Source organism: Stenotrophomonas sp. Br8 (assembly GCF_014763005.1).
GTDB classification, from domain to species: domain Bacteria; phylum Pseudomonadota; class Gammaproteobacteria; order Xanthomonadales; family Xanthomonadaceae; genus Stenotrophomonas; species Stenotrophomonas lactitubi.
Map to the genome: position 1 here is coordinate 207,207 of NZ_JACGTN010000007.1, position 24,791 is coordinate 231,997.

Genomic DNA, 24,791 nt, shown 5'->3' on the forward strand with positions numbered 1-24,791 from the left:
GTGGTCGCAAAGGTCAAGGGCAGAACCAGAACGGCCCCGCTTTCGCGGGGCCGTTCCGGTTCACGCATGCCAGGCATGGCCTGGCACTACATCACTTACGCGCCGTGGGCAGCGAGCTGACCCAGACGCTGGACTGCGACCGAAACGGTCGGGTAGTCCAGGGTCTTCTGCTCGGCCAGTTCAGCCAGCATCGCCAGGGTGAAGCGCAGGCTGCTGTCGTCACGACCGATCCACGCGGCCACCTTGGCTTCAGCGGTGCTGCCCTTGGTGGCCAGCACCTGGCCAGCCAGGCTGCGGTGGTGCGCGGCCAGTTCGTCGCGCAGCACGCCACGTGCCACCGCGTGCCAACGGCCGTTGACCTCCAGCGCGTCGATCTGCTCGAACAGCCACGGCAGCTGCAGGGCGTCGCCCAGGCGGAAGTGGATCTTGGAGACATCCACCGGCTTCAGCTTGCGGGTACGGGCCAGTTCGATGATGTCGAACGCCGGCTCCAGGAAGTGCAGTTCGGCCAGCTGCTGTGCCAATGCCGACGGCAGGCCCTTTTCCTTCCACTCGGCCACCAGGGCCTCGTAGGTCGGACGCTGCGAATCCGGCAGCACACCCGAAGCAACGCGGATGTCGTTGAACGGACCCTGGTAGCGGTTGACCGCCTCGGTGATGCCCGGCATCGGGCCCGGGCGCGACAGCAGCCAGCGTACGAACGAACGCTGCAACTTCCAGATCACTTCCAGCGCATCGATCTGCACCGACTCCGGCAGGGTGCCGTCGAGGGCGTCGATCTGCGCCCACAGCGCGCGGGCATCCAGCGTTTCGCGGCTGATGGTGTAGGCCTTGGCGACCTCGGCAATGGAACGGCCGGTGTCTTCCTGCATGCGCATCAGGAAGGTGGCGCCCATGCGGTTGATGGTCTGGTTGGTCACGGCCGTGGCGATGATTTCGCGCTTCAGGCGGTGACGCTCCATCGCGTCGGCGTACTTCTTCTGCAGCGGCGTCGGGAAGTAGCGCTGCAGTTCCTTGGACAGGTACGGATCTTCCGGAATGTCCGAATCCAGCAGCTGGGCAAACGCCACCAGCTTGGAATAGGACAGCAGCACCGACAGCTCCGGACGGGTCAGGCCCTGGCCGCGCGCCTTGCGCTGGGACAGCTCGGCATCGGACGGCAGGAACTCGATCTGGCGATCCAGCAGGCCCTGCTGTTCCAGCGTACGGATGAAGTGCTGCTTGGAACCCAGGCGCTTGACCGCCATCCGCTCCATCAGGCTCAGGGCCTGGTTCTGGCGGTAGTTGTCGTTGAGCACCAGCGCAGCGACTTCGTCGGTCATCGACGCCAGCAGCTTGTTGCGCTGCTCGACGGTCAGCTTCTTGGCCCGCACCACATCGTTGAGCAGGATCTTGATGTTGACTTCATGGTCGGAGGTATCCACACCGGCCGAGTTGTCGATGAAGTCGGTGTTGAGCAGCACGCCAGCCTGGGCGGCTTCGATGCGGCCCAGCTGGGTCATGCCCAGGTTGCCGCCCTCGCCCACCACCTTGCAGCGCAGCTCGCCACCGTTCACGCGCAGGGCGTTGTTGGCGCGGTCGCCGACATCGCTGTGCTGCTCGCTGGCGGCCTTGACGTAGGTACCGATGCCGCCGTTCCACAGCAGGTCGACCGGCGCCTTCAGGATCGCGCTCATCAGGTCATTCGGCGACAGCGCCTTGACGCTCTCGTCCAGGCCCAGCACCTCACGCACCTGCGGGGTGATCTCGATCGACTTCAGGCTGCGCGGATACACGCCGCCGCCCTTGCTGATCAGCTTGGCGTCGTAGTCCGCCCAGCTCGAACGCGGCACGGTGAACAGACGCTCACGTTCGACGAACGTGGTCGCTGCATCCGGGTTCGGGTCCAGGAAGATGTGACGGTGATCGAACGCGGCCAGCAGGCGGATGTGGCGCGACAGCAGCATGCCGTTGCCGAACACGTCGCCGGACATGTCGCCGACGCCGACCGCGGTGAAGTCCTGGGTCTGGCTGTCACGGCCCAGTGCACGGAAGTGGCGCTTGACCGACTCCCACGCGCCGCGCGCGGTGATGCCCATACCCTTGTGGTCGTAACCGACCGAACCGCCGGAGGCGAACGCATCGCCCATCCAGAAGCCGTGCGCGATGGCCAGGCCGTTGGCGATGTCGGAGAAGGTCGCGGTGCCCTTGTCAGCGGCCACCACCAGGTACGGATCGTCCATGTCATGGCGCACGACATCCACCGGCGGCACGATCTTGTTGTTGACGATGTTGTCGGTGATGTCCAGCAGGCCCTGGATGAACAGCTTGTAGCAGGCCACGCCGTTGGCGAAGATCGCATCGCGATCACCATTCACCGGCGGCATCTTGGCGAAGAAGCCGCCCTTCGCGCCGACCGGCACGATGACGGTGTTCTTGACCATCTGCGCCTTGACCAGGCCCAGCACTTCGGTACGGAAGTCTTCGCGACGATCCGACCAGCGCAGGCCGCCACGGGCGACGGCACCGAAGCGCAGGTGGGTACCTTCCACGCGCGGGCCGTACACGAAGATTTCGCGGTACGGACGCGGCTTCGGCAGGTCCGGCACCAGGGCCGAATCGAACTTGAAGCTGATGACATGGCCGTGCTGGCCGTTGGCATCGGTCTGGTAGTAGCTGGTGCGCAGGGTCGCATCGATCACGCCCATGAAGGAACGCAGGATGCGGTCCTCGTCCAGGCTCGACACGCGGTCCATCAGCTTCAGCAGCGCTTCGCGCGCGGCCTGCATCTGCGCATCGCGGTCACCCTTGCGGGCGTCGACCACGGTCTTGAGCACCTTCAGGGTGGCCTCGTCGCCGGCAGCCAGCACGTCGAGGTGGGCCCTCAGCTGCGCCTGACCAGTGGCGATGTCTTCCTTGCTTTCATGACCGGTGGCCGGATCGAAGCGGGCTTCGAACAGCTCGACCAGCAGGCGTGCCAGCAGCGGGTAGCGGGTGAAGGTACCTTCGACGTAAGCCTGCGAGAACGGCACGCCGGTCTGCAGCAGGTACTTGCAGTAGCCGCGCAGCATGGCGACCTGGCGCCAGTGCAGGCCGGCAGCCAGCACCAGACGGTTGAAGGCATCGTTCTCGGCATCGCCGTGCCAGACGCGGGCAAAGGTCTCACCGAAGGCTTCATCGACGCTGGCGGCATCGATCGCACCGGCGGTCGATTCGACCTCGAAGTCCTGCACGTACACCGGCGCGTTGTCCACCGACAGGCGGTACGGACGCTCGGCGATCACGCGCAGGCCCATGTTTTCCATCATCGGCAACGCGTCCGACAGCGGGATGTCATCCAGCTGGCGATACAGCTTCAGGCGCAGGCCATCGCCGGATTCGCGCGGCACGGCCTGCAGGCTCAGGCGCAGGTCGTCCGGGCCGGTCAGCGCGTCGAGCTGGCTGACATCGTTGGCGGCAACGGCGGTGCTGTTGTCTTCGATGTAACCGGCCGGCAGAGCCTTGCCGATACGCGCAGCGATGCGCAGGCCTTCAGCTTCGCCGTGGCGGGTGACCAGCGCTTCGCGCAGGTCGTCCTGCCAGTTGCGCAGCACCTGGGCCAGCTTCTGCTCCAGTTCGGCGGTATCGACGTCGAGCATTTCGCCCGGCTTCGGACGCACGATCAGGTGCACCTGCGCCAACGGCGATTCACCCAGAACCACCGAGCTGTCCACGTACTCACCGTGCAGTGCTTCCTTCAGCATCGCTTCGATGCGCAGACGCACGTCGGTGTTGAAACGCTCGCGCGGCAGGTAGACCAGCGCGGAAATGAAACGGCTGTACTTGTCGCGACGCAGGAACAGGCGGCTGCGCACACGCTCCTGCAGGCCCAGCACGCCCATCGCGGTGCGGAACAGTTCGTCCTCGCTGGACTGGAACAGTTCTTCGCGCGGCAGGGTTTCCAGGATGTGGCGCAGGGCCTTGCCGCTATGGCTGGAGCCAGCCAGGCCGGACTGCTTCATCACGTGCTCGTAGCGCTGACGCACCAGCGGGATTTCCCACGGGCGGCGGTTGTAGGCGCTGGAGGTGAACAGGCCAAGGAAGCGCTGTTCGCCGATGATCTTGCCCTTGGCGTCGAATTCCAGCACGCCGATGTAGTCCATGTAGCCGGCACGGTGCACGCGCGAACGGGCATTGGTCTTGGTCAGGATCAACGCGTCCTTCAGCCCGGACGTGGTGTTCAGGCCCTGGGCGGCCAGGGTCTTGACCGGACGTGCGGCCGACTTGTCCGTGCCGCGCATCAGGCCCAGGCCGGTATCGTTCAGCGGCGCCAGCACGTCTTCCTTGCCCTGCTTCTCGACGCGGTACTCGCGGTAGCCGAAGAAGGTGAAGTGGTTGTCGGCGGCCCAGCGCAGGAATTCCTGTGCTTCCTTGCGCGAGGCAGCGTCGACCGGCAGCTGGCGGCTGCCGAGGTCGTCGGCCAGCGCCAGCGCCTTGTCCTGCATCGGCTGCCAGTCGCGCACGATGGCGCGCACTTCATCAAGCGCCTTGTTGATGGCCTGCTCGATGTCTGCCATGGCTTCGGCCGGCTGGCGGTCGATCTCCAGCAGCATCACCGATTCCAGCTGGCCCTCGCCGACCTTGGTCAGCTTGCCGGCCTTGTCACGGGTGAAATGCAGCACCGGGTGGCCCAGCACATGCACGCCAACGCCATGCTCGGCCAGCGACATGGTCACGGTGTCGACCAGGAACGGCATGTCGTCGTTGATGATCTGCAGCACGGTGTGCGGCGATTCCCAACCATTGGCCTTCGCGGTCGGATTGAACACACGGACATTGGCCTTGCCGGCCTTGCGGGCACGGGCGAATTCCAGCGTTTCGGCTGCGAGCGCGGCCCACTCCTCAGCGCTGTGGTGGGGGAACTCGTCCGCCTCCATGCGCTTGTAGAAATCGGCTGCGAATGCCACTGCCTCGGCCTGAGCGGCCGCGGGGTAACGCTTGCGCAAGGCCGTGTACACCGGCTCCAGGGAGAAACCAGCGGTCACTGCGACCTCCGACTCAACTGGTTTGCTTTTGTTTTTCACGGTCTTGGCTGCGGTTTTTTGCGGTTTCATGGCAGAGCGGCGCGCTTGCTCAGTTGGGAAAATGAAATTGTAGCCCTACCGCACGAAAAGGCCTTGCTGCAGGACGGAATAACCAGATTCGGGTTTGCTGCGGTTTAGACGCCCTATTCAGTTCGCACCGGTATGGGCATCGCCGTCGCACAGCGTTGCCGACAGGATCGGCAAAACGTGTTACCGGAAGACACATGCGGCAACATCGGCGCGATTCCACAATCCTGAACTGGACGGTATAGTCCACCGCGTGAATCCGGCCTACCTTCCTGTCGCCCTCGACGCGCGTGATGAGCGCGTGTTCGATGCCGTGCGCGAACTGCTTGCCCAACAGGGCATGCAGATGAGCATGGATGCGGTCGCCCAGCATGCTGGCTGCTCGAAGCAGACGCTGTACTCGCGCTACGGCAACAAGCAGGCCCTGCTGCGGCGGGTGATGCAGCGCCACGTCGGTCACGCGACCGGGGCCATGCTGCGTGCACTCCGCGGTGACGACCTGCGTGGCAGCCTGCTGCAGTTCGCCACCGACTTCCTGGAGCACTTCAACCAGCCCCACGTCGGCCAGGCCTGCCGCCTGATCGCCGCCGATGCAGCACAGTTTCCCGAAGAGGCGCGTACGCTGTACCGGCATGGCGCCGGCGCGTTGACGCTTCATCTTGCTGAATGGATTGAAACCGTTTGCAGTCGCGGGCTGCTGCGGCATGACGACCCGCACTTCATGGCCGAACTGCTGCTGAGCATGATCGCCGGTCAGGATTTCGACAAACAGCGCTTCCATACCCCCCATCGTGATGACGCAGCGTTGCGTCGGCGCTGGGCAGAGTTCTCCGTCGATGGCTTCCTGCGCGCGTTCGCGCCGCAGCCCTCGCCGGCCCCGTCTTCAAACCAACCCCGGAGTTCCTCCTGATGACCGCCCCACTCCGCACCCTTGCCTTGACGTGCGCCGTTGCTGTCGCCGTAGCTGCCTGCAAGAAGCCGGAACAGCCGACGCCTCCACCGCCGGAGGTGGGCGTGATCGATGCCAAGCCGCAGACCCTGCCGCTGCAGCGCGAGCTGGTCGGTCGCCTGTCGCCGTTCCGCAGCGCCGATGTGCGCGCCCGCGTACCCGGCGTGCTGCTCAAGCGCGTCTATCAGGAAGGCAGCGAGGTCAAGCAGGGCCAGACCCTGTTCCTGATCGATCCGGCACCGCTGCGCGCCTCGCTCAGCGCCTCCGAAGCCCAGCTGGCTTCGGCACGCGCGACCTACGCCAACGCCAAGGTCGCCGCTGACCGCGCCCGTTCGCTGGCACCGCAGAAGTTCGTGTCCAAGGCCGACCTGGACAACGCCGAGTCGGCCGAGCGCACCGCGCTGGCCGCGGTCAAGCAGGCCGAAGCCTCGGTGACCAGCAGCCGCATCAGCCTGGGCTATACCAACGTCACTGCCCCGATCAGCGGCGTGGCCAACAAGCAGCAGGTCACCGAAGGCGCGCTGGTCGGCCAGGGCGATGTGACCCTGCTGACCACCGTGGACCAGCTCGACCCGCTGTACGTGAACTTCTCGCTGAGCGTGGATGAACTGACCCAGCTGCGTGCGCAGCAAGCCAAGGGCACGCTGGCCCTGTCCGGCGACGGCAAGGCCACGGTCAACGTCAAGCTGGCCGACGGCAGCACCTACAGCGAGCCGGGCACGCTGGACTTCTCCTCGACCACGGTCGACCCGGCTACCGGCGCGGTGTCGCTGCGCGCGGTGCTGCCGAACCCGCAGAAGATCCTGCTGCCGGGTGCGTTCGTCAGCTTCCAGGCCAACCTGGGCGAACGCAACAACGCCTACCTGGTGCCGCAGCAGGCGCTGCTGCGCGATACCACCGGCGGCTATGTGATGGTGGTCGGCGCCGACGGCAAGGTCGTCCGCAAGAACGTCAAGACCGACGGCGCGCAGAACGGCAACTGGCTGGTCAGCGAAGGCCTGGCCGCCGGTGACAAGGTGGTCGTCGCCGGCGTGCAGAAGGTCAAGGAAGGCACGCCGGCCACGGCCAAGTCGTGGACCCCGGGCCAGGACGCCAACGGCAAGCCTGCCGCCGGCGCCGCTGCTCCGGGCGCGGCTGCCACGGCTCCGGCCGACGCCAAGGCACCGGCCAAGGCTGACCAGGCCGACAAGGCCGAGCCGGCCGCCACCGAATCGAACAAGCAGTAACGGGACCTTCCGTCATGCCTAAATTTTTCATCGAACATCCAGTCTTCGCCTGGGTGGTGGCGATCCTGATCTCGCTCAGCGGCGTGATCGCGATCCTCAACCTCGGCGTAGAGTCCTACCCCAACATCGCCCCGCCGCAGGTGACCGTCTCGGCCACCTACCCGGGCGCGAGCGCGGACACCACGGAGAAGTCGGTCACCCAGGTGATCGAGCAGCAGCTGACCGGTATCGATCACCTGCTGTACTTCAGCTCCTCGTCCGCGTCCAATGGCCGCGCCTCGATCACCCTGACCTTCGAGACCGGTACCGATCCGGACATCGCCCAGGTGCAGGTGCAGAACAAGGTCTCGCTGGCCACGCCGCGACTGCCTTCGGAAGTCACCCAGCAGGGCGTGGTGGTGGCCAAGGCCAACGCCGGCTTCCTGATGGTGGTGGCGCTGCAGTCCGATACGCCGACCATCAACCGTGACGCGCTGAACGACATCGTCGGCTCGCGCGTGCTCGACCAGGTCTCGCGCATCCCCGGCGTCGGCAGCACCCAGCAGTTCGGTTCCGAGTACGCCATGAACATCTGGCTCAACCCGGAAAAGATGCAGGGCTATGGACTGTCGGCCAGCCAGGTGCTTGCGGCAGTGCGCGCACAGAACGTGCAGTTCGCCGCCGGTGCGCTGGGCTCTGACCCGTCGCCGGAAGGCCAGCACTTCACCGCCACGGTGTCGGCCGAAGGCCGCTTCAGCTCGCCGCAGGAGTTCGAGAACATCATCCTGCGGGCCAACGCTGATGGCTCGCGCGTACTGTTGAAGGACATCGCCCGCGTTGCCTTCGGTGCCAACAACTACGGCTTCGATACCCAGTACAACGGCAAGCCCACCGGCGCCTTCGCGATCCAGCTGCTGCCGGGCGCCAACGCCCTGAACGTGGCCGAGGCCGTGCGCGGCAAGATGGACGAGCTGCAGCCCAGCTTCCCGTCCGGCGTCACCTGGTTCTCGCCGTACGACAGCACCACCTTCGTCAAGATCTCGATCCAGGAAGTGGTCAAGACCCTGTTCGAAGCCGTGTTGCTGGTGTTCCTGGTGATGCTGATCTTCCTGCAGAACTTCCGCGCCACCCTGATCCCGACGCTGGTCATCCCGGTGGCGCTGCTGGGTACGTTCCTGGGCATGTGGATGATCGGCTTCACGATCAACCAGCTGACCCTGTTCGCGATGGTGCTGGCGATCGGCATCGTGGTCGATGACGCGATCGTGGTGATCGAGAACGTCGAACGCATCATGACCGAGGAAGGCCTGGCGCCGAAGCCGGCCACGCAGAAGGCGATGACCCAGATCACCGGCGCGGTGGTGGCGATCACCGTGGTGCTGGCGGCGGTGTTCATCCCCTCGGCCCTGCAGGGCGGTGCGGCCGGTGAGATCTACAAGCAGTTCGCCCTGACCATCGCCATCTCGATGGCGTTCTCGGCGTTCCTGGCACTGGGCTTCACCCCGGCGCTGTGCGCGACGTTCCTCAAGCCGACGCACAACGACAACCCGAACATCGTCTACCGCACCTTCAACAAGTACTACGACAAGATCAGCCACACCTACGTGGGCCACATCACCTCCGCGGTGCGCCATGCCCCACGCTGGATGATCCTGTTCGTGGTGCTGACCGCGCTGTGCGGCTTCCTGTTCACCCGCATGCCGGGCAGCTTCCTGCCTGAAGAAGACCAGGGCTATGCACTGGCGATCGTGCAGTTGCCGCCGGGCTCGACCAAGAGCCAGACCAACGAAGCGTTCGCACAGATGCGCGGCATCCTGGAAAAGCAGGATGGCTATGAAGGCATGCTGCAGGTGGCCGGCTTCAGCTTCGTCGGTTCCGGCGAGAACGTGGGCATGGGCTTCATCCGCCTGAAGCCGTGGGAAGAGCGCAAGTTCACTGCTCCGGAATTCATCCAGAACATGAACGGCGCGTTCTACGGCATCAAGGAAGCGCAGATCTTCGTGGTCAACCTGCCGACCGTGCAGGGCCTTGGCCAGTTCGGTGGCTTCGACATGTGGCTGCAGGACCGTAGTGGTGCCGGTTACGAGCAGCTGACCCAGGCCCGCAACATCCTGCTCGGCCAGGCCGCACAGAAGCCGGACCATCTGGTCGGCGTGCGCCCGAACGGCCTGGAAAACGCCCCGCAGCTGCAGCTGCACGTGGACCGCGTGCAGGCGCAGTCGATGGGCATGTCGGTGTCGGACGTGTACAGCACCATCCAGCTGATGCTGGCCCCGGTGTACGTCAACGACTTCTTCTACGAAGGCCGCATCAAGCGCGTGACCATGCAGGCCGATGGTCCGTACCGCACCGGCCAGGAATCGCTGAAGAGCTTCTACAGCCCGTCCAGCCTGACCACCAATACCGATGGCACCAACGCGATGATCCCGTTGAGCACGGTGGTCAAGTCCGAATGGGTCTCGGCACCGCCGTCGCTGAGCCGCTACAACGGCTACTCGGCGATCAACATCGTCGGTTCGCAGGCACCGGGCACCAGCTCGGGTGAAGCGATGCAGACGATGGAAGGCATCGTCAACGACGACCTGCCGGCGGGCTTCGGCTACGACTGGTCCGGCCTGTCCTACCAGGAAATCCTGGCCGGCAACGCCGCGACGCTGCTGCTGGTGCTGTCCATCGTGGTGGTGTTCCTGTGCCTGGCCGCACTGTATGAAAGCTGGTCGATTCCGGTGGCGGTGCTGCTGGTGGTACCGCTGGGCGTACTGGGTGCACTCGCCCTGTCGATGATGCGTGGCCTGCCGAACGATCTGTTCTTCAAGATCGGCCTGATCACCGTGATCGGCCTGGCCGCGAAGAACGCGATCCTGATCGTGGAGTTCGCGGTAGAGCAGCGTGCGGCGGGCAAGACCCTGCGCGATGCCACCATCGAAGCGGCGCGCCTGCGATTCCGCCCGATCCTGATGACGTCCTTCGCGTTCATCATGGGCGTCATCCCGATGGCGATCTCCAGCGGTGCCGGCGCCAACTCGCGTCACGCCATCGGTACCGGCGTGATCGGCGGCATGCTGTTCGCCACCCTGCTCGGCCTGCTGATGATCCCGGTGTTCTTCGTGGTCGTGCGCCGCATGCTGGGCGACAAACTGGATGAACCGTCGAAGGAATTCCTCGGCCGTCAGCGTGATGCGGAATCCGCCCACCGCCCGGATCGTTGATCCAACGGTGAGTTGAAACGAGAAAGGCCCCGGAGCGATCCGGGGCCTTTTTCTTTGCTGCTTTTCTGTAGGGCCGGGCCCATGTTCGGCCACTCATGCCGGAGCGGGATTCATCAACTGCAAGTGTCGCCTCTGACAGCCATGCGTGCGCATAGATCTACAGATCAGGCGATGGATATCGCGATCCCCCTCGGTTTTTGGGCCATATGCGTCACTAGTTGGCACCATCCATCAACAAATCCAATACCGCGCAATCCATCACAACCTCCACCGGAACAGCGCTTTAACCAAGGGTCTCTACCACAGGAACATCAGGGAGGATCCCATGCGTAATTCGTTTGTCCCGCGAGCTGCCCAACTCCTTGCGCTGCTGGGGCTGAGCGCATTGTTCTCACCGTTGACACATGCCGCAGGTGTGCTGGTCTGTGACAACTGCACCGACCCACGCGCGCTCGCGCTCACATCCGGCACCGGTCCCACCATCGTCGCAGATTTCAGCCAGCGCAGACTTCATGGCTACGAGGTGGAGTACGACCGCGAGCTGCGCAGGTACCGGGCAGTCACTACATCCATCCCACCGGAGATCATCGCGGCCTTCAATCGCATCATGGGCATGCTCGATGCCCCGCGCGCCGGGGGCCGCGGAGCGCACTTCGACGTTCATCCGGACAATCCCGGAGGAGCCAACGGGATCTCATTTCCGGACGCGCACAAGAATCTCAATGCCTACGATGTTGCCCAGATGGCTACAACGCGGTTCCAGCTGGAGCAGGCCATCGGCCAGGCTTTTTCTGGCGCGACGACGTCTTCCACCGCATGGAACAGCATGGCTACGTTCCTGTCATCCATCGGATTGAGCTTCGTCAGCCGACTGTTGGGAATCGACGGTGCGACCTATGTGATCACTTGGCGGGATGGCTCCAAAACCACGCTGGTGATCCATCCGGACCTCGTTGACCGCGCAAAATATGTGCAAGGTGAGAGCATTGACGCCTCAGGCAACCGCATCCCAGACGGCGCCGCCAGCAATCCGGACACTGCACAAGACTTTGCTGGTGTCTATCAGTTCGAGGACAGGGAAGCGATGCAGCGCTGGATCGATACCGCACGCCTCTACGGCGTGACGGTCATTGAAGGCAGCGGCATCGCAGGCGGGCTGGATTGTCGCTGGGATGGACGGACGCTGACCTGCGGAGGCAATTGATGGGGAAGTACACTCCGATGAAAATGCCTTGGGGTGACCCAAGGCATTTTTTCCTGCGCTTCGAGGTGGGTGCGGACCTTGGTCCGCACCATCCACACATGGCGTGCATCTACCCGATGGCTGTCAACGCAGCCCGGTCTCGTTGCGGGCGATCACCAGGCGCTGGATCTCCGAGGTGCCTTCGTAGATCTCGGTGATCTTGGCATCACGGAAGTAGCGCTCCAGCGGCATTTCCTTGGAATAGCCCATGCCGCCATGGATCTGCACGGCCTGGTGGGTGATCCACATCGCCGCTTCCGAAGCGGTCAGCTTGGCGATGGCGGCTTCGTTGCTGAAGCGCTTGCCCTCGCCCTTCACCCATGCCGCACGCAGGGTCAGCAGCAGCGCCGCGTCCAGCTTGCACTTCATGTCGGCGATCTTCGCCTGGGTCATCTGGAAGGTACCGATGGCCGCACCGAAGGCCTTGCGATCCTTCACGTACTCCAGGGTCGCTTCATAGGCGGCACGCGCAATGCCGATCGCCTGCGAGGCGATGCCGATGCGACCAGCGTCAAGCACGCCCATGGCGATCTTGAAGCCCTCGCCTTCCAGGCCCAGCACGTCTTCCGGCTGCGCCACGTAATCGTTGAACTCGATCTCGCAGGTAGCCGAGGCACGGATACCCAGCTTCGGTTCGGTCTTGCCGCGACCGAAACCGGCCTTGTCGGTGTCGATCATGAACGCGGTGATGCCACGCGCGCCCTTGTCCGGCTCGCTCATCGCGAACAGCACGATGTACTTGGCCACCGGGCCGGAGGTGATCCAGCTCTTCTTGCCATTGATGACGTAGCTGCCGTCGGCCTGTTTGATCGCACGGCAACGCATCGCCGTGGCGTCCGAGCCCGACTGCGGCTCGGTCAGTGCGAATGCACCGATGGCCTCGCCCTCGGCGATGGCACGCACGTATTTCTGCTTCTGCGCTTCGCTGCCATGGGTCAGGATGCCGTTGCAGAACAGCGAATTGTTGACCGACATGATGGTCGAATGCGCAGCATCACCGGCGGCGACCTCCACCATCGCCAGCACGTACGCGATCGGGTCCATGCCTGCGCCGCCATATTCGGCCGGCACTTCGATGCCCATCAGGCCGTTCTCGCCCAGCAGGCGGATGTTGTCCAGCGGGAACTCACCCGTACGGTCATGGTGCTCCGCACTCGGGGCGATCTTCTCCTGCGCGATGCGACGCGCCACGTCCTGCAGCATCAACTGCTCTTCGGTAAAGCTGAAATCCACAACACCCTCCCGGGTACATGATGTTATGGGCCGCGCAGCGCGCGCCCAGGTGCCCCGATTGTACCGGGGCCGGGCATCGGCGGCTGACTCGCGCGGAGCTGCGGCTTGACCGGAAGGGGTGCGGTCAGCGAATATATCTCTATATCGCGATAGGTAGATATTTATGGATCTGGAAGACTGGTCGACCCGCCTGAAGGTGTTCGCCGATGCCACCCGTGTGCGCCTGCTGGCGCTGCTGGAGCAGGAAGAGCTGACCGTGGCCGAGCTTTCGGCCATCACCCGGCTGGCGCAGCCGCGGGTATCGACTCATTTGGCGCGCCTGAAGGAAGCCGGCCTGGTGCGCGACCGCCGTGCGGGCGTGTCGGCCTATTACCGCTTCGACGAAGGCCAGCTGGACCCGGCGCAGCGTGCATTGTGGCATGCCCTGAGCAACGGAAGCGACGACCCGTTGCTGCGCCAGGATGCTGAACGGGTCGCTGCGGTGCTTGCCCACCGCGCTTCCGACCAGAACTGGGCCGACAGCGTGGCCGGCGACATGGAACGCCACTATTCCCCGGGCCGCACCTGGGAAGCGCTGGCGCGTACCGCGCTGCCGTTGCTGGAAACCGGCGACGTGCTGGATATCGCCTCCGGCGACGGTGTGCTGGCCGAACTGGTCGCCCCGCACGCCAGGCGTTACGTGTGCATCGATACCAGCGCGCGCGTGGTGGCTGCCGCCAGCGAACGCCTGCGCCGCCTGCCCAATGTGGAAGTGCGCGAGGGCGACATGCATGCCCTGCCCTTCAAGGACCGCAGCTTCGACCTGGTCGTGCTGATGCACGCACTGACCTACGCCAGCAAGCCGGCGCAGGCCGTCACCGAGGCCGCACGCGTGCTGCGCCCGGGCGGCCGCCTGCTGCTGTGCAGCCTGGCCCGCCACGAGCACAAGGCCGCGGTCGATGCCTATGGCCACGTCAACCTCGGCTTCAGCGACAAGGAACTGAAGAAGTTCGTCGACAAGGCCGGCCTGCAGGTCTCCAACCTGGAAACGGTCACCCGCGAAAAGCGCCCGCCGCATTTCGAAGTGATCTCGCTGATCGCCAACAAGCCCTGAGGTCGACATGTCCGCCCTGCCCTGGCTGCACCCGGAACGCGTGGAATTGCTGCTCGCCGCCCTGCGTGATCGCATCCTGATCATCGACGGCGCAATGGGCACGATGATCCAGCGACACGGCCTGCAGGAAGACGACTACCGGGGCGAGCGCTTCGCCGGCGGCTACGACCATGCCCATGGCCCTGGCTGCGACCATGGCGCAACACCGGAAGGCCACGACCTGAAAGGCAACAATGATCTGTTGCTGCTGACCCGACCGGAGGTCATCGCCGGCATCCACAGTGCGTATCTGGAAGCCGGCGCGGACCTGGTGGAAACCAATACCTTCAACGCCACCTCGGTCAGCCAGGCCGACTACCACCTCGAACACCTGGTGTACGAGCTGAACAAGGCAGGCGCTGCCGTCGCCCGTGCCTGCTGTGATGCGGTGGAGGCGACCACGCCGGGCAAGCCACGCTTCGTCATCGGTGTCCTCGGCCCGACCAGCCGCACCGCCTCGATCAGCCCGGACGTCAACGATCCTGGTTTCCGCAACACCAGTTTCGACGAACTGCGCGGCACTTACCGCGAAGCCATCGATGGCCTGATCGATGGCGGCGCCGACACGATCATGGTCGAGACCATCTTCGATACGCTCAACGCCAAGGCAGCGCTGTATGCCATCGAGGAAGCCTTCGATGCACGTGGCGCGCGGCTGCCGATCATGATTTCCGGCACCATCACCGATGCCTCCGGGCGCACCCTGTCCGGGCAGACCGCCGAGGCTTTCCAGGCATCACTCGCGCATGCACGGCCGTTGTCGATCGGCCTGAACTGCGCGCTCGGCGCCGACGCGATGCGTCCGCATGTGGAAACCCTGTCGCAGGTGTCGGACTGCTACGTCAGTGCCCATCCCAATGCGGGCCTGCCCAATGCGTTCGGCGAGTACGACGAAACACCCGAGGAAATGGCGGCCACCCTGCGCGGCTTTGCCGAAGATGGCCTGCTGAACCTGGTCGGTGGCTGCTGCGGCTCCACCCCGGACCATATCCGCGCGATCGCGCTTGCGGTAGCCGGGCTGCCGCCGCGCGCGCTGCCTGCCGTCCAGGTCCAGGCCGCATGAGCAGCACTGCCATCGCCATCCACCTTCCGCCCTGTTGCCGTTGAGCCGCTGCCTGCCATGACGCCTGTCCGCCCTACCCGCCTGTCCGGCCTGGAACCGCTGGTCATCACCCCGGACCTGCTGTTCGTCAATGTCGGTGAACGCACCAACGTCACCGGCAGTGCGCAGTTCCGCAAGCTGATCAAGGAAGGCCGCTACGAGGAAGCGGTGGACGTGGCCCGGCAGCAGGTGGCCAGCGGCGCGCAGATCCTCGACGTCAACATGGACGAGGGACTGATCGATTCGGAAGCGGCGATGACCCGCTACCTCAACCTGATCATGTCCGAGCCGGACATCGCGCGCATCCCGGTGATGGTCGACTCCTCCAAATGGAGCGTGATCGAGGCTGGCCTGAAGTGCCTGCAGGGCAAGAGCGTGGTCAATTCGATCTCGCTGAAGGAAGGCGAGGAGCTGTTCCGCGAGCATGCGCGCAAGGTGCTGCGCTATGGCGCCGCCGCAGTGGTGATGGCCTTCGATGAGGCCGGGCAGGCCGACACCTGCGCGCGCAAGGTCGAAATCTGCACCCGCGCCTATCGCCTGCTGGTCGATGACATCGGCTTCCCGCCGCAGGACATCATCTTCGACCCGAACATCTTCGCCGTCGCCACCGGCATTGAAGAGCATGACAACTACGCGGTCGATTTCATCGAAGCCACCCGCATCATCAAGCAGACGCTGCCGCACTGCCATGTGTCCGGCGGCGTATCGAACGTATCGTTCTCGTTCCGTGGCAACGAGACCGTGCGCCAGGCGATCCACTCGGTGTTCCTGTACCACGCGATCGCCGCAGGCATGGACATGGGCATCGTCAACGCCGGCGCCATGCCGATCTACGACGAACTGGAGCCGGACCTGCGCGAGCGGGTGGAGGACGTGATCCTCAACCGCCGCCGTGATGCCACCGAGCGCCTGCTTGAAATCGCCGAGCGCTACAAGGGCAGCAAGGGCGCGGCGAAGACCGAAGACCTGGCCTGGCGCGAGAAGCCGGTGGATGCGCGGTTGGCGCATGCGCTGGTGCATGGCCTGGACGCATGGGTGGAAGCCGATACCGAAGAAGCCCGGCAGCGTTCCAGCCGCCCGCTGGACGTGATCGAAGGCCCGCTGATGGATGGCATGAACGTGGTTGGCGATCTGTTCGGCGCGGGCAAGATGTTCCTGCCGCAGGTGGTGAAGTCGGCACGGGTGATGAAGAAGGCTGTGGCCTACCTGCTGCCTTACATCGAAGCCGAAAAGGCACGCAGCGGCGACACCGCCCGCAGCAATGGCAGGATCATCATGGCCACGGTCAAGGGCGATGTGCACGACATCGGCAAGAACATCGTCGGCGTGGTCCTGGCCTGCAACAACTTCGAGGTGATCGATCTCGGCGTGATGGTACCGGCGCAGAAGATCCTCGATGCCGCACGCGAACACCAGGCCGACATCATCGGCCTGTCCGGCCTGATCACGCCGTCGCTGGAGGAAATGAGCCATGTCGCCCGTGAGATGCAGCGACAGGGCTTTGACCTGCCGCTGATGATCGGCGGCGCGACCACCTCGCGTGCGCACACCGCGTTGAAGATCGACCCACATTACAAAGCGCCGACGGTCTGGGTGAAGGATGCCTCGCGCGCCGTGGGCGTGGCGCAGTCGCTGATCTCGCGCGAGCTGCGCGATGCGTTCGTCGCCGCCAACGAGGCCGACTACGCCGAGATCCGTACCCGCCATCGCAACCGCGGCGACGCCAAGCGTCTGGTCTCGCTGGAGCATGCACGCGGCCAGAAGTTCAAGTGCGATTGGGAGGCGTACACGCCACCCGCACCGAAGCAGCCGGGCCTGCATGTATTCGATGACTACCCGCTGGCCGAACTGGTGCCCTACATCGACTGGACACCGTTCTTCCAGGCATGGGAACTGGCCGGCAAGTACCCGGCCATCCTCACCGATGAGATCGTCGGTACCCAGGCCAGCGAGCTTTACCAGGACGCGCGCGCGATGCTGGACCGCATCGTCAACGAGAAGTGGCTGCAGGCCAAGGCCGTGTTCGGCCTGTGGCCCGCCAACAGCATCGGCGACGACGTACGTGTGCAGCATCCCGATGGCGAGGCCACCCTGTACTTCCTGCGGCAACAGGTGGACAAGCCTGCCGAACGCCCGGATTTCTGCCTTGCCGATTTCATCGCCCCGATCGACAGCGGCAAGCAGGACTGGATCGGCGCCTTCGCAGTCACCGCAGGCATCGGCATCGACGCGCACGTGGCCCGTTTCGAGGCCGACCACGACGACTACAACGCGATCCTGCTGAAGGCGCTCGCCGACCGCTTTGCCGAAGCACTGGCCGAACGCCTGCACCAGCGCGTACGCACCGGATTCTGGGGTTACGACCACGCCGAGACACTCGACAACGAAGCGCTGATCGACGAGAAATATCGCGGCATCCGCCCCGCGCCCGGCTACCCCGCCTGCCCCGAACACAGTGAAAAGCGCCGATTGTTCGACCTGCTGGGCGCGGAAACCAACGCCGACATGCAGCTGACCGAGAGCTTCGCGATGCTGCCGACCGCGGCAGTGTCGGGCTATTACTTCAGCCACCCGCAGAGCCAGTATTTCGTGGTCGGCCGTCTCGGTCGCGAGCAGGTCATCGATTACGCACGCCGCAAGGGCGTGGACCGCGCGCAGGCCGAACGCTGGCTGGCCTCGAACCTCGACTACGACCCGGAATGAAAAAGGGGACGGAGGGGATTACGTCGTTTGTGCGATAAACGACTTAATCCCCTCCGTCCCCTTTTATGCAGGCGCTTACCAGACCAGGTCGTCTGGCACCTGGTACTGCGGGTCGGCGTAGGGATCGTCCTCGGCCGGCGCATTCGGGTCGACCTTCAACGCCACCGACGCGGCAAACACGGCCTCAGACTGGGCCAGAACGTCGGCTGTCACCAGCAGGTAGCGACCGTTGAGCTGGACCACGCCCAGCTCACCGGCGTTGAGTGCCTTGAGCTGCTCGGCGGTGACGTAGATGCGCTTGATCTTGCCGCCGTACGGGAAGTGGCGCGCGATATCAGCCGCTTCGGCATTCAGGCTCTTGTCCTTCAGCAGCTCTTCCAGCTTCACCTTGGCCTCGCGGCGCTGGCGTGCTTCTTCCTGCTTCAGGCGCTCGGTCTCGATGCGCTCTTCCTTTTCGCGCTGCGCACGGATCGCGTAGGCCTTGGCCAGATCCATTTCCTCAGCGGTACGCGGCTTGCGCGGGCCCTGCCCCTGGCCCTGGCCACGCTGCTGGCCGGGCTTGCCCGGACCACCATTGCCATGCGCCCGCCGCTCGCCAGGCTTGTGTTCGCCCTTGCCTGCGTGCTGCGGCTTTCCATTGCCAGCGCCACCCTTGCCCTGCGGGCGGCCATCACGGCGGGGGCCATCATTCTTGCGCTCGGGCTTGGGCGCGGGCTTGAAGCCCAGGCCCATCAGCTGGTCGCGGAGGGTATCGCTCATAGGATATGGATCAGTAGTGCGGCGGCGGCGGTTCGCTCGCCGGATCAGAAGAATTCAATGCATTGCGGACCTTGCCCAGGTCCTCCAGCAGCACGCGCAGGATGCCGGCATTGCGGCTGCCTTCCATACGCGCGTCTGCCAGCGCATCGCTCAGTTCGGCCAGCGCGTGTTCCTGGAAGGACACGCGCATCTCCAGTTCGACCAGGCGCGCTTCCAGCGCCTGCTCGCGTTCGGTCGGCACTTCAGACATGCAGCGAACGTCCCCGGCCTATGCCGTAATACGCAAGGCCAGCGGCCTCGACTTCGGCCGGCTCGTACAGATTGCGGCCATCGAACACCACCGCATCCTTCAGCCGCTCGCGCAGCATCTGGAAATCGGGGCTGCGGAACTGCTTCCACTCGGTCACCACGACCAATGCATCGGCGCCCTGCAGCGCGTCGTCGGCGCTGTCACAGAACACCAGATCGTCGCGCTCGCCGAAGATCCGCTGCGATTCATGCATCGCCTCCGGATCGTAGGCACGCACCGTTGCACCGGCTTCCCACAACTGGGCCAGCAGGCGGCGGCTGGAGGCCTCGCGCATGTCGTCGGTGTTCGGCTTGAACGCCAGGCCCCACACGGCAAACGTCCTGCCGCGCACGCCTTCGTCTTCGCCCTTGTCATAATGCCGCTGGATCAGGGCGAACAGGTGCCCCTTCTGCGATTCATTGACCGCCTCCACCGCGTTCAGCAGCTTCGGCTCCAGGCCGGCCTGCTGCGCGGTACGGGCCAGGGCCTGCACATCCTTGGGGAAACACGAACCGCCGTAACCGGCACCCGGATAAATGAAGTGCCAGCCGATGCGCGGGTCCGAACCGATGCCCTGGCGGACCTGCTCGACGTCGGCGCCCACGCGCTCGGCAATGTTGGCGATTTCATTCATGAACGAAATCTTGGTTGCCAGCATTGCATTGGCGGCGTACTTGGTCAGCTCGGCCGAACGCACGTCCATCTCCACCACGCGATCGTGGTTGCGATTGAACGGTGCGTACAGGCGACGCATCACGGCGACCGACTCGGCGCTGGTCGCACCGATGATGATGCGGTCAGGCCGCATGCAGTCGGCAACGGCGTCGCCTTCCTTCAGGAATTCGGGATTGGACACCACATCGAAGGCGATATCCGCGCCACGCGCTGCCAGTTCCTCGGCAATGGCCGCACGGACCTTGTCGGCGGTGCCCACCGGCACCGTCGACTTGTTGACCACCACCGTCGGCACCGAGATGTACCGGCCGATGGTGCGGGCCACGGCCAGCACGTACTGCAGGTCGGCGCTGCCATCCTCGTCCGGCGGCGTGCCCACGGCGATGAACACCACCTGGCCGTGGCCGATGGCGGTCGCCGCGTCGGTGGTGAACGCCAGCCGCGACGCGGCGTGGTTGGCCTTCACCATCGGCTCCAGGCCGGGCTCGTAGATCGGGATGATGCCCCGGTTGAGGCCATCCACCTTGGTCTGGTCGATATCGACGCAGACCACCTGGTGGCCGACGTCGGCCAGGCAGGTGCCGGTCACCAGGCCTACATAGCCGGTACCAAAAATCGCAACGCGCATATCCGTACTGACTCCGTGGTGGCTTACGGCAGAACGCCCAGCAGCTCGACGTCGAAGGTCAGGGTGGCGTTCGGACCGATCGGACCACCCGGGGTGCCGTTCTCGCCGTATGCCAGTTCACCCGGAATCCAGAAGCGGTACTTCGAGCCGACCGGCATCAGGGCCACGCCCTCGGTCCAGCCCTTGATGACCTGGTCCAGACCGAACTCGGCCGGACCACGGCCTGCGGAACTGTCGAACACGGTGCCGTTGAGCAGCTTGCCTTCGTAGTTCACGCGCACCTTGCTGGACGGCAACGGACGCTCGCCGCTGCCCGGACGGATCACCTGGTACTGCAGGCCCGACGGGGTGGTCACCACGCCCGGCTGGGTCTTGTTCTTGGCCAGGAATGCGTTGCCTTCCTGACGGTTGGTCTGAGCGGCCTGTGCGGCCTTGGCCTGCATCTCGGCCTGCTTGGCGCCCATGAACGCCTGGATGGTGGCAGTGGCGTCGGCTTCGGTCATCTTCGGCTGGCCCTTGCTCAGGCCAGTGTTGATCGCGTCAAACAGCGAGGCGGTATCGATATCGTCCTTCAGCTGTGCCAGCGACGGCCCCACCGAATAGGAGCCGATCATCTGCGCGACCTTGACCCGGTCGACCTTCGCCGGCTGCGAGCCCGGCGCAACGCCCGGCACCTGCTGGCCGCTGCGGGCCATCACGACCTGGCGCAGGGCGGCATCGGTGGCCTTGGCCTGTTCCTGGGTGATCTGCGGCTGCAGGCCTTCGAAGGAACGTTCAACGGCAGTGCGCAGTGCGGCCGCATCGATTTCATCGGCGATCGGCGCGAACGACTTGGCCACATCCAGACCAATGGCGTAGCCGAGCTTCTGCTTGGGGGAATTCAAGGGTGCGGTCTCCTTGGCGGCCGAGGGAGCGGCCGGTTGTTGCGACAGGGCGACACCGGAGGTGCCCATCGCCAGAATCAGAACCGACGCCGCGGCGCCGCGCATTCCCATTTTCATTCGCTGCATTCCTGGAAGTGACTGGACGCCGACGTCGGCGCGAAAACACGTATTGTCGCACGCATGCCGTCGATGTCGAGGCATCCATGCCGGCATTCAATGTGCAGCTGGTGCTGCAAGCGCCTTGTCGATGGCCGCTTTCAGCTGCGGATCATCCGGGGTGACCTTGCTGGCGAACTGGGCAATGACCCTGCCATCGCGCCCGACCAGATACTTGTGGAAATTCCAGGCGGGCGCCACGCCGGTGGCGGCGGTCAAGCGCTGATACAGCGGCGTAGCCTGCGCGCCGGTCACGTGCACCTTTTCGAACATCGGGAACTTCACACCATAAGTAAGCGTGCAGAAATCCTGGATCTGCTTTTCGTCACCGGGCTCCTGCCCCTTGAAATCGTTGGACGGGAAGCCGAGCACTGCAAATCCCTTGCCGGCGTACTGCTTCTGCAGCGCTTCCAGACCTTCGTACTGCGGGGTATAGCCGCACTTGCTTGCGGTATTGACCACCAGCAGCACCTGGCCGTGGTAACGCTGCTGCAGGTTGACCTGCTGCTTGCCCGCCAGCGGCCGATACGACAGATCCAGCAGATCGGCGGCAAACGCGCCGGCCGACGTGGCCAGGCCTGCGGCCAGCAGGGTCAACAGGGACAGGCCGCGAAGGCGGCGCGAGGAGGCAGTCGACAAGGGCATGGGAGACGTTCCGCGGTAGCCGTTCCAGGGGTCCGGCCGTGGCCGGCCGGGAATCGGCCGAACTATAGCACCGGGGTCTGCCCCCCTCTGGAGCACAGGCGCTGTTGCGCTTTGCACGGCGTGGCGGAAGTCGCCGGCAACGCGTCTCCGTCCTCAGCTGATGACATAGCATGGACATGACTGAATGGGAGGTTGGCCGAGAACAGCCCTCCGAAATTTAGTTTTTTCAATGAAAATCAAATGGTTGAATAATTATTTCGGTGCCATGACCACCCCTGCCATCAGTTGGGTAGGGGCAGGACTTGCACACAGGCGTGCCGGTGTTATAGTTGCATACAACACCAGTCACCTGAGACAGGGGGGAACCATGAACACCCGGATGCGTCGCAGCCTCACCGCCCCCGCGGTCACCGCGGTATCAACCCTGTTCGTCCTGGTCTGGCTGGCCATGCCGGCCCCACCGGCCGCTTCCTCCCCCGCCCTCTCCGAAGACAGTACGCAGGACGCAGCAGTACCCCCGGCAGGGAATGCCGCTCCCTCCCCCTCCCCCCCGCGTCGGCTGCACAGCTCCCTGTCCATGCCGTATTTCTCGTTCGCACAGCCGCTGACCCCACGGAGCTGAATATGAGCGACATCCAGTGGAGCGACGGCGCTCCCATCTACCGCCAGCTGAAGGAACGCGTGATCGCCATGATGCTTGACGGAATCCTCAAGCCGGGCGATGCCCTTCCCTCGGTGCGCCAGGTGGCCGCCGATTACCAGCTCAACCCCATCACCGTTTCGCGCGCCTACCAGGAGCTGGCCGATGAAGGCCTGGTCGAGAAGCGCCGCGGGCTGGGCATGTTCATGACCGAACAGGCGGCCACGCAGCTGCGCAGCAGCGAGCGCGAACGCTTCCTCAATGAAGAATGGCCGGCCGTTCTGGAGCGCATCCAGCGACTGGGCCTGAGTCTCGACGAATTGTTGCCCCAGGGGAAATTCTGATGAATGCCAGTCCCACTACCGCTGTACCAAGCGACGCTGTCATTACCGCCCGTGGCCTTCGCAAGGCTTACAAGAACACGCTCGCGCTCGACAACGCCAGCTTCTCCATTCCGGCAGGCCGCATCATCGGCCTGATCGGCCCCAATGGTGCCGGCAAGACCACCGCGCTGAAGGCGGTGCTCGGCCTGACCTCGGTGGAAGGCGAGCTGAGTGTGCTTGGCCGTGACCCGCGCGCGCATCGCGACGATCTGATGAACGACATCTGCTTCATCGCCGATGTCGCCGTGCTGCCGCGCTGGCTGAAGGTGCGTGAGGCGATCGGCTTCGTCGCCGGCGTGCACCCCCGCTTCGACCGTGCCCGCTGCGAGCGTTTCCTGGCCAACACCAAGCTGCAGCCGAAGCAGCGCGTGCGCGAACTGTCCAAGGGCATGATCGTGCAGCTGCACCTGGCCCTGGTGATGGCCATCGACGCCAAGGTGCTGGTGCTGGACGAACCCACGCTCGGCCTGGACATCCTGTACCGCAAGGAGTTCTACCAGCGCCTGCTGGAAGACTACTTCGACGAGCAGAAGACCATCATCGTCACCACCCACCAGGTGGAGGAGATCGAGCACATCCTCACCGACGTGATGTTCATCCGCGACGGTCGCATCGTGCTCAATGCGGAAATGGACGAGGTCGGCGAGCGCTATACCGAACTGCTGGTCGGCGCCGACCAGCTTGAAACCGCCCGCGCACTGAAGCCCATCGACGAGCGCAGCCAGGCCTTCGGCAAGACGGTCCTGTTGTTCGACGGCGTGCCACGCAGCCAGCTGGCCAGCCTGGGTGAAACCCGCAACGCCGGCCTTGCCGATCTGTTCGTCGCTGTCATGAAGGGGACCTACGCATGAATGCCGTCAACCATCCTGTCAGCCCTGCAGGCACCCTGCGCTGGCTGCTCAAGCGCGAATACTGGGAAAACCGCGGTGGTTTCCTGTACGCCCCGGTGATCGCCGGTATCGTCTCGCTGCTGATGAGCGGCATCGGCATCGGCCTGGGCCTGTTCGCCCTGCATCGTGCCGCACGCGATGGCGGCCTGCACATCGACGGCGAGAACGTGAACATCAACGGTCTGGATCTGGCCGTGCTGACCCGCGACATCAGCACCAAGGACATGGCCGACCTGGGCAACGGCCTCGACCTGGCGATGGTACTAACCTCGTCCTGGCCGCTGATCGTGCTCGCATTCGTGGTGTTCTTCTACTGCCTGGGCGCGCTGTATGACGACCGCCGCGACCGCAGCATCCTGTTCTGGAAATCGCTGCCGCTGTCGGACACCCAGACCGTGCTGTCCAAGGTGTTCAGTGCACTGATCGTCGCACCGCTCATCGCCATCATCGCGTCCAGCCTGACCCTGCTCGTGTTCATGCTGGTTCTGTGCCTGGTAGTGGTCTCGCACGGCGGCGACGCGATGCAGCTGATCGTCGGCCCGGCCAACCCGATGAGCCTGGTGCTGGGCATGTTCGTGTCCATCCCGGTGTACGCCCTGTGGGCGCTGCCTACCGCCGGCTGGCTGCTGCTGTGCTCGGCCTGGGCCAAGAGCAAGCCGTTCCTGTGGGCGGTCATGCTGCCGTTGTTCGCCGGCATCATCGTCAGCACCACCAAGCTGATGCACCTGTTCGACCTGACCACCGGCTGGTTCTGGCAGCACATCGTCGGCCGCCTGCTGTTGGGTGCGATGCCGGGGATGGACCTGCTGTACCGCGCCGGCGGCGAATCCAGGCAGGATCTGAACTCGATCGTTGCCCTGATGTCGCCCGCCGCGCAGCTGAAGTCGCTGGCAATGCCCGGCCTGTGGATCGGCGCGGCCTTCGGCGTGGTCTTCATCTTCATCGCCATCCGCCTGCGCAAGCGCGCTGGCGAAATCTGATCTTCAACCTGGAGGCA

Annotated in this window: 17 protein-coding genes; 10 read left to right on the plus strand and 7 right to left on the minus strand. The window is 64.7% G+C overall.

Annotation, left to right across the window (positions count from 1 at the left end):
- Positions 1–95: 95 nt before the first annotated feature.
- The gene (locus H3005_RS07555) at positions 96–5,072 is read right to left on the minus strand and encodes an NAD-glutamate dehydrogenase domain-containing protein (RefSeq protein WP_191077852.1); all 4,977 of its coding nucleotides are present in this window, start codon (positions 5,070–5,072) and stop codon (positions 96–98) included.
- Between the two features lie 250 nt (positions 5,073–5,322).
- Between H3005_RS07555 and H3005_RS07560 the strand changes: the two genes are divergently transcribed.
- From H3005_RS07560 to H3005_RS07575, 4 genes are all read left to right on the plus strand, one after another.
- Entirely contained in the window at positions 5,323–5,979 is a 657-nt protein-coding gene (locus H3005_RS07560) for a TetR/AcrR family transcriptional regulator (RefSeq protein WP_025876846.1), read from the plus strand.
- Positions 5,979–7,244 (plus strand): efflux RND transporter periplasmic adaptor subunit, encoded by a 1,266-nt coding sequence (locus H3005_RS07565; RefSeq protein ID WP_100552957.1) that lies wholly within the window; start codon positions 5,979–5,981, stop codon positions 7,242–7,244. Before H3005_RS07560 ends, H3005_RS07565 begins: the two co-directional genes overlap by 1 nt.
- 14 nt (positions 7,245–7,258) lie before the next feature.
- Positions 7,259–10,432: a multidrug efflux RND transporter permease subunit gene (locus H3005_RS07570; protein WP_100552958.1), complete on the plus strand. Its 3,174-nt coding sequence runs from the start codon at positions 7,259–7,261 to the stop codon at positions 10,430–10,432.
- Positions 10,433–10,757: 325 nt separating this feature from the next.
- Complete coding sequence (locus H3005_RS07575) at positions 10,758–11,636, plus strand: hypothetical protein (protein ID WP_223880115.1); 879 nt, start codon at positions 10,758–10,760, stop codon at positions 11,634–11,636.
- 123 nt (positions 11,637–11,759) lie between these two features.
- On the opposite strand, the gene H3005_RS07580 is transcribed toward H3005_RS07575, so the two are convergent.
- Entirely contained in the window at positions 11,760–12,908 is a 1,149-nt protein-coding gene (locus tag H3005_RS07580) for an acyl-CoA dehydrogenase family protein (RefSeq protein ID WP_100552959.1), read from the minus strand.
- A 163-nt stretch (positions 12,909–13,071) separates the two neighbouring features.
- Between H3005_RS07580 and H3005_RS07585 the strand changes: the two genes are divergently transcribed.
- The 3 genes from H3005_RS07585 to metH are packed head-to-tail and all read left to right on the plus strand — an operon-like array spanning position 13,072 to position 17,845.
- Positions 13,072–14,001, plus strand: a complete 930-nt coding sequence (locus H3005_RS07585) for a metalloregulator ArsR/SmtB family transcription factor (protein ID WP_100460457.1) — start codon at positions 13,072–13,074, stop codon at positions 13,999–14,001.
- Positions 14,002–14,008: 7 nt separating this feature from the next.
- A complete protein-coding gene (locus H3005_RS07590; protein WP_100552960.1) occupies positions 14,009–15,103 on the plus strand; it encodes a homocysteine S-methyltransferase family protein in 1,095 nt (364 codons plus the stop codon).
- 57 nt (positions 15,104–15,160) lie between these two features.
- The gene (metH, locus tag H3005_RS07595) at positions 15,161–17,845 is read left to right on the plus strand and encodes a methionine synthase (protein WP_100552961.1); all 2,685 of its coding nucleotides are present in this window, start codon (positions 15,161–15,163) and stop codon (positions 17,843–17,845) included.
- A gap of 75 nt (positions 17,846–17,920) precedes the next feature.
- On the opposite strand, the gene H3005_RS07600 is transcribed toward metH, so the two are convergent.
- From H3005_RS07600 to H3005_RS07620, 5 genes are all read right to left on the minus strand, one after another.
- On the minus strand, positions 17,921–18,604 hold the full coding sequence (locus tag H3005_RS07600) for a DUF2058 family protein (protein ID WP_100552962.1): 684 nt from the start codon (positions 18,602–18,604) through the stop codon (positions 17,921–17,923).
- Between the two features lie 10 nt (positions 18,605–18,614).
- Positions 18,615–18,854, minus strand: coding sequence for a SlyX family protein (locus H3005_RS07605; protein ID WP_025876828.1), 240 nt, complete (start codon positions 18,852–18,854; stop codon positions 18,615–18,617).
- Positions 18,847–20,196, minus strand: coding sequence for a UDP-glucose/GDP-mannose dehydrogenase family protein (locus H3005_RS07610; RefSeq protein ID WP_191077853.1), 1,350 nt, complete (start codon positions 20,194–20,196; stop codon positions 18,847–18,849). The genes H3005_RS07605 and H3005_RS07610 overlap by 8 nt, the downstream gene beginning before the upstream one ends.
- 23 nt (positions 20,197–20,219) lie before the next feature.
- Entirely contained in the window at positions 20,220–21,197 is a 978-nt protein-coding gene (locus tag H3005_RS07615) for an FKBP-type peptidyl-prolyl cis-trans isomerase (protein WP_100552964.1), read from the minus strand.
- Positions 21,198–21,293: 96 nt separating this feature from the next.
- Complete coding sequence (locus tag H3005_RS07620; RefSeq protein WP_100552965.1) at positions 21,294–21,881, minus strand: glutathione peroxidase; 588 nt, start codon at positions 21,879–21,881, stop codon at positions 21,294–21,296.
- Between the two features lie 624 nt (positions 21,882–22,505).
- Here H3005_RS07620 and H3005_RS07625 point away from each other — a divergent pair.
- The 3 genes from H3005_RS07625 to H3005_RS07635 are packed head-to-tail and all read left to right on the plus strand — an operon-like array spanning position 22,506 to position 24,774.
- A complete protein-coding gene (locus tag H3005_RS07625) occupies positions 22,506–22,865 on the plus strand; it encodes a GntR family transcriptional regulator (protein WP_012511573.1) in 360 nt (119 codons plus the stop codon).
- A complete protein-coding gene (locus tag H3005_RS07630) occupies positions 22,865–23,755 on the plus strand; it encodes an ABC transporter ATP-binding protein (protein WP_191077854.1) in 891 nt (296 codons plus the stop codon). The genes H3005_RS07625 and H3005_RS07630 overlap by 1 nt, the downstream gene beginning before the upstream one ends.
- Positions 23,752–24,774 (plus strand): hypothetical protein, encoded by a 1,023-nt coding sequence (locus tag H3005_RS07635; protein WP_100552968.1) that lies wholly within the window; start codon positions 23,752–23,754, stop codon positions 24,772–24,774. Before H3005_RS07630 ends, H3005_RS07635 begins: the two co-directional genes overlap by 4 nt.
- The last annotated feature ends 17 nt before the right edge of the window (positions 24,775–24,791 follow it).

What these genes read in the sequence shown, in the direction of transcription:
- H3005_RS07555 (WP_191077852.1), bottom strand. Translation starts at nt 5,072, where the DNA reads ATGAAACCGCAAAAAACCGCAGCCAAGACCGTGAAAAACAAAAGCAAA.
- H3005_RS07565 (WP_100552957.1), top strand. Translation starts at nt 5,979, where the DNA reads ATGACCGCCCCACTCCGCACCCTTGCCTTGACGTGCGCCGTTGCTGTC.
- H3005_RS07570 (WP_100552958.1), top strand. Translation starts at nt 7,259, where the DNA reads ATGCCTAAATTTTTCATCGAACATCCAGTCTTCGCCTGGGTGGTGGCG.
- H3005_RS07575 (WP_223880115.1), top strand. Translation starts at nt 10,758, where the DNA reads ATGCGTAATTCGTTTGTCCCGCGAGCTGCCCAACTCCTTGCGCTGCTG.
- H3005_RS07585 (WP_100460457.1), top strand. Translation starts at nt 13,072, where the DNA reads ATGGATCTGGAAGACTGGTCGACCCGCCTGAAGGTGTTCGCCGATGCC.
- H3005_RS07590 (WP_100552960.1), top strand. Translation starts at nt 14,009, where the DNA reads ATGTCCGCCCTGCCCTGGCTGCACCCGGAACGCGTGGAATTGCTGCTC.
- metH (WP_100552961.1), top strand. Translation starts at nt 15,161, where the DNA reads ATGACGCCTGTCCGCCCTACCCGCCTGTCCGGCCTGGAACCGCTGGTC.
- H3005_RS07600 (WP_100552962.1), bottom strand. Translation starts at nt 18,604, where the DNA reads ATGAGCGATACCCTCCGCGACCAGCTGATGGGCCTGGGCTTCAAGCCC.
- H3005_RS07605 (WP_025876828.1), bottom strand. Translation starts at nt 18,854, where the DNA reads ATGTCTGAAGTGCCGACCGAACGCGAGCAGGCGCTGGAAGCGCGCCTG.
- H3005_RS07610 (WP_191077853.1), bottom strand. Translation starts at nt 20,196, where the DNA reads ATGCGCGTTGCGATTTTTGGTACCGGCTATGTAGGCCTGGTGACCGGC.
- H3005_RS07615 (WP_100552964.1), bottom strand. Translation starts at nt 21,197, where the DNA reads ATGAAAATGGGAATGCGCGGCGCCGCGGCGTCGGTTCTGATTCTGGCG.
- H3005_RS07620 (WP_100552965.1), bottom strand. Translation starts at nt 21,881, where the DNA reads ATGCCCTTGTCGACTGCCTCCTCGCGCCGCCTTCGCGGCCTGTCCCTG.
- H3005_RS07625 (WP_012511573.1), top strand. Translation starts at nt 22,506, where the DNA reads ATGAGCGACATCCAGTGGAGCGACGGCGCTCCCATCTACCGCCAGCTG.
- H3005_RS07630 (WP_191077854.1), top strand. Translation starts at nt 22,865, where the DNA reads ATGAATGCCAGTCCCACTACCGCTGTACCAAGCGACGCTGTCATTACC.
- H3005_RS07635 (WP_100552968.1), top strand. Translation starts at nt 23,752, where the DNA reads ATGAATGCCGTCAACCATCCTGTCAGCCCTGCAGGCACCCTGCGCTGG.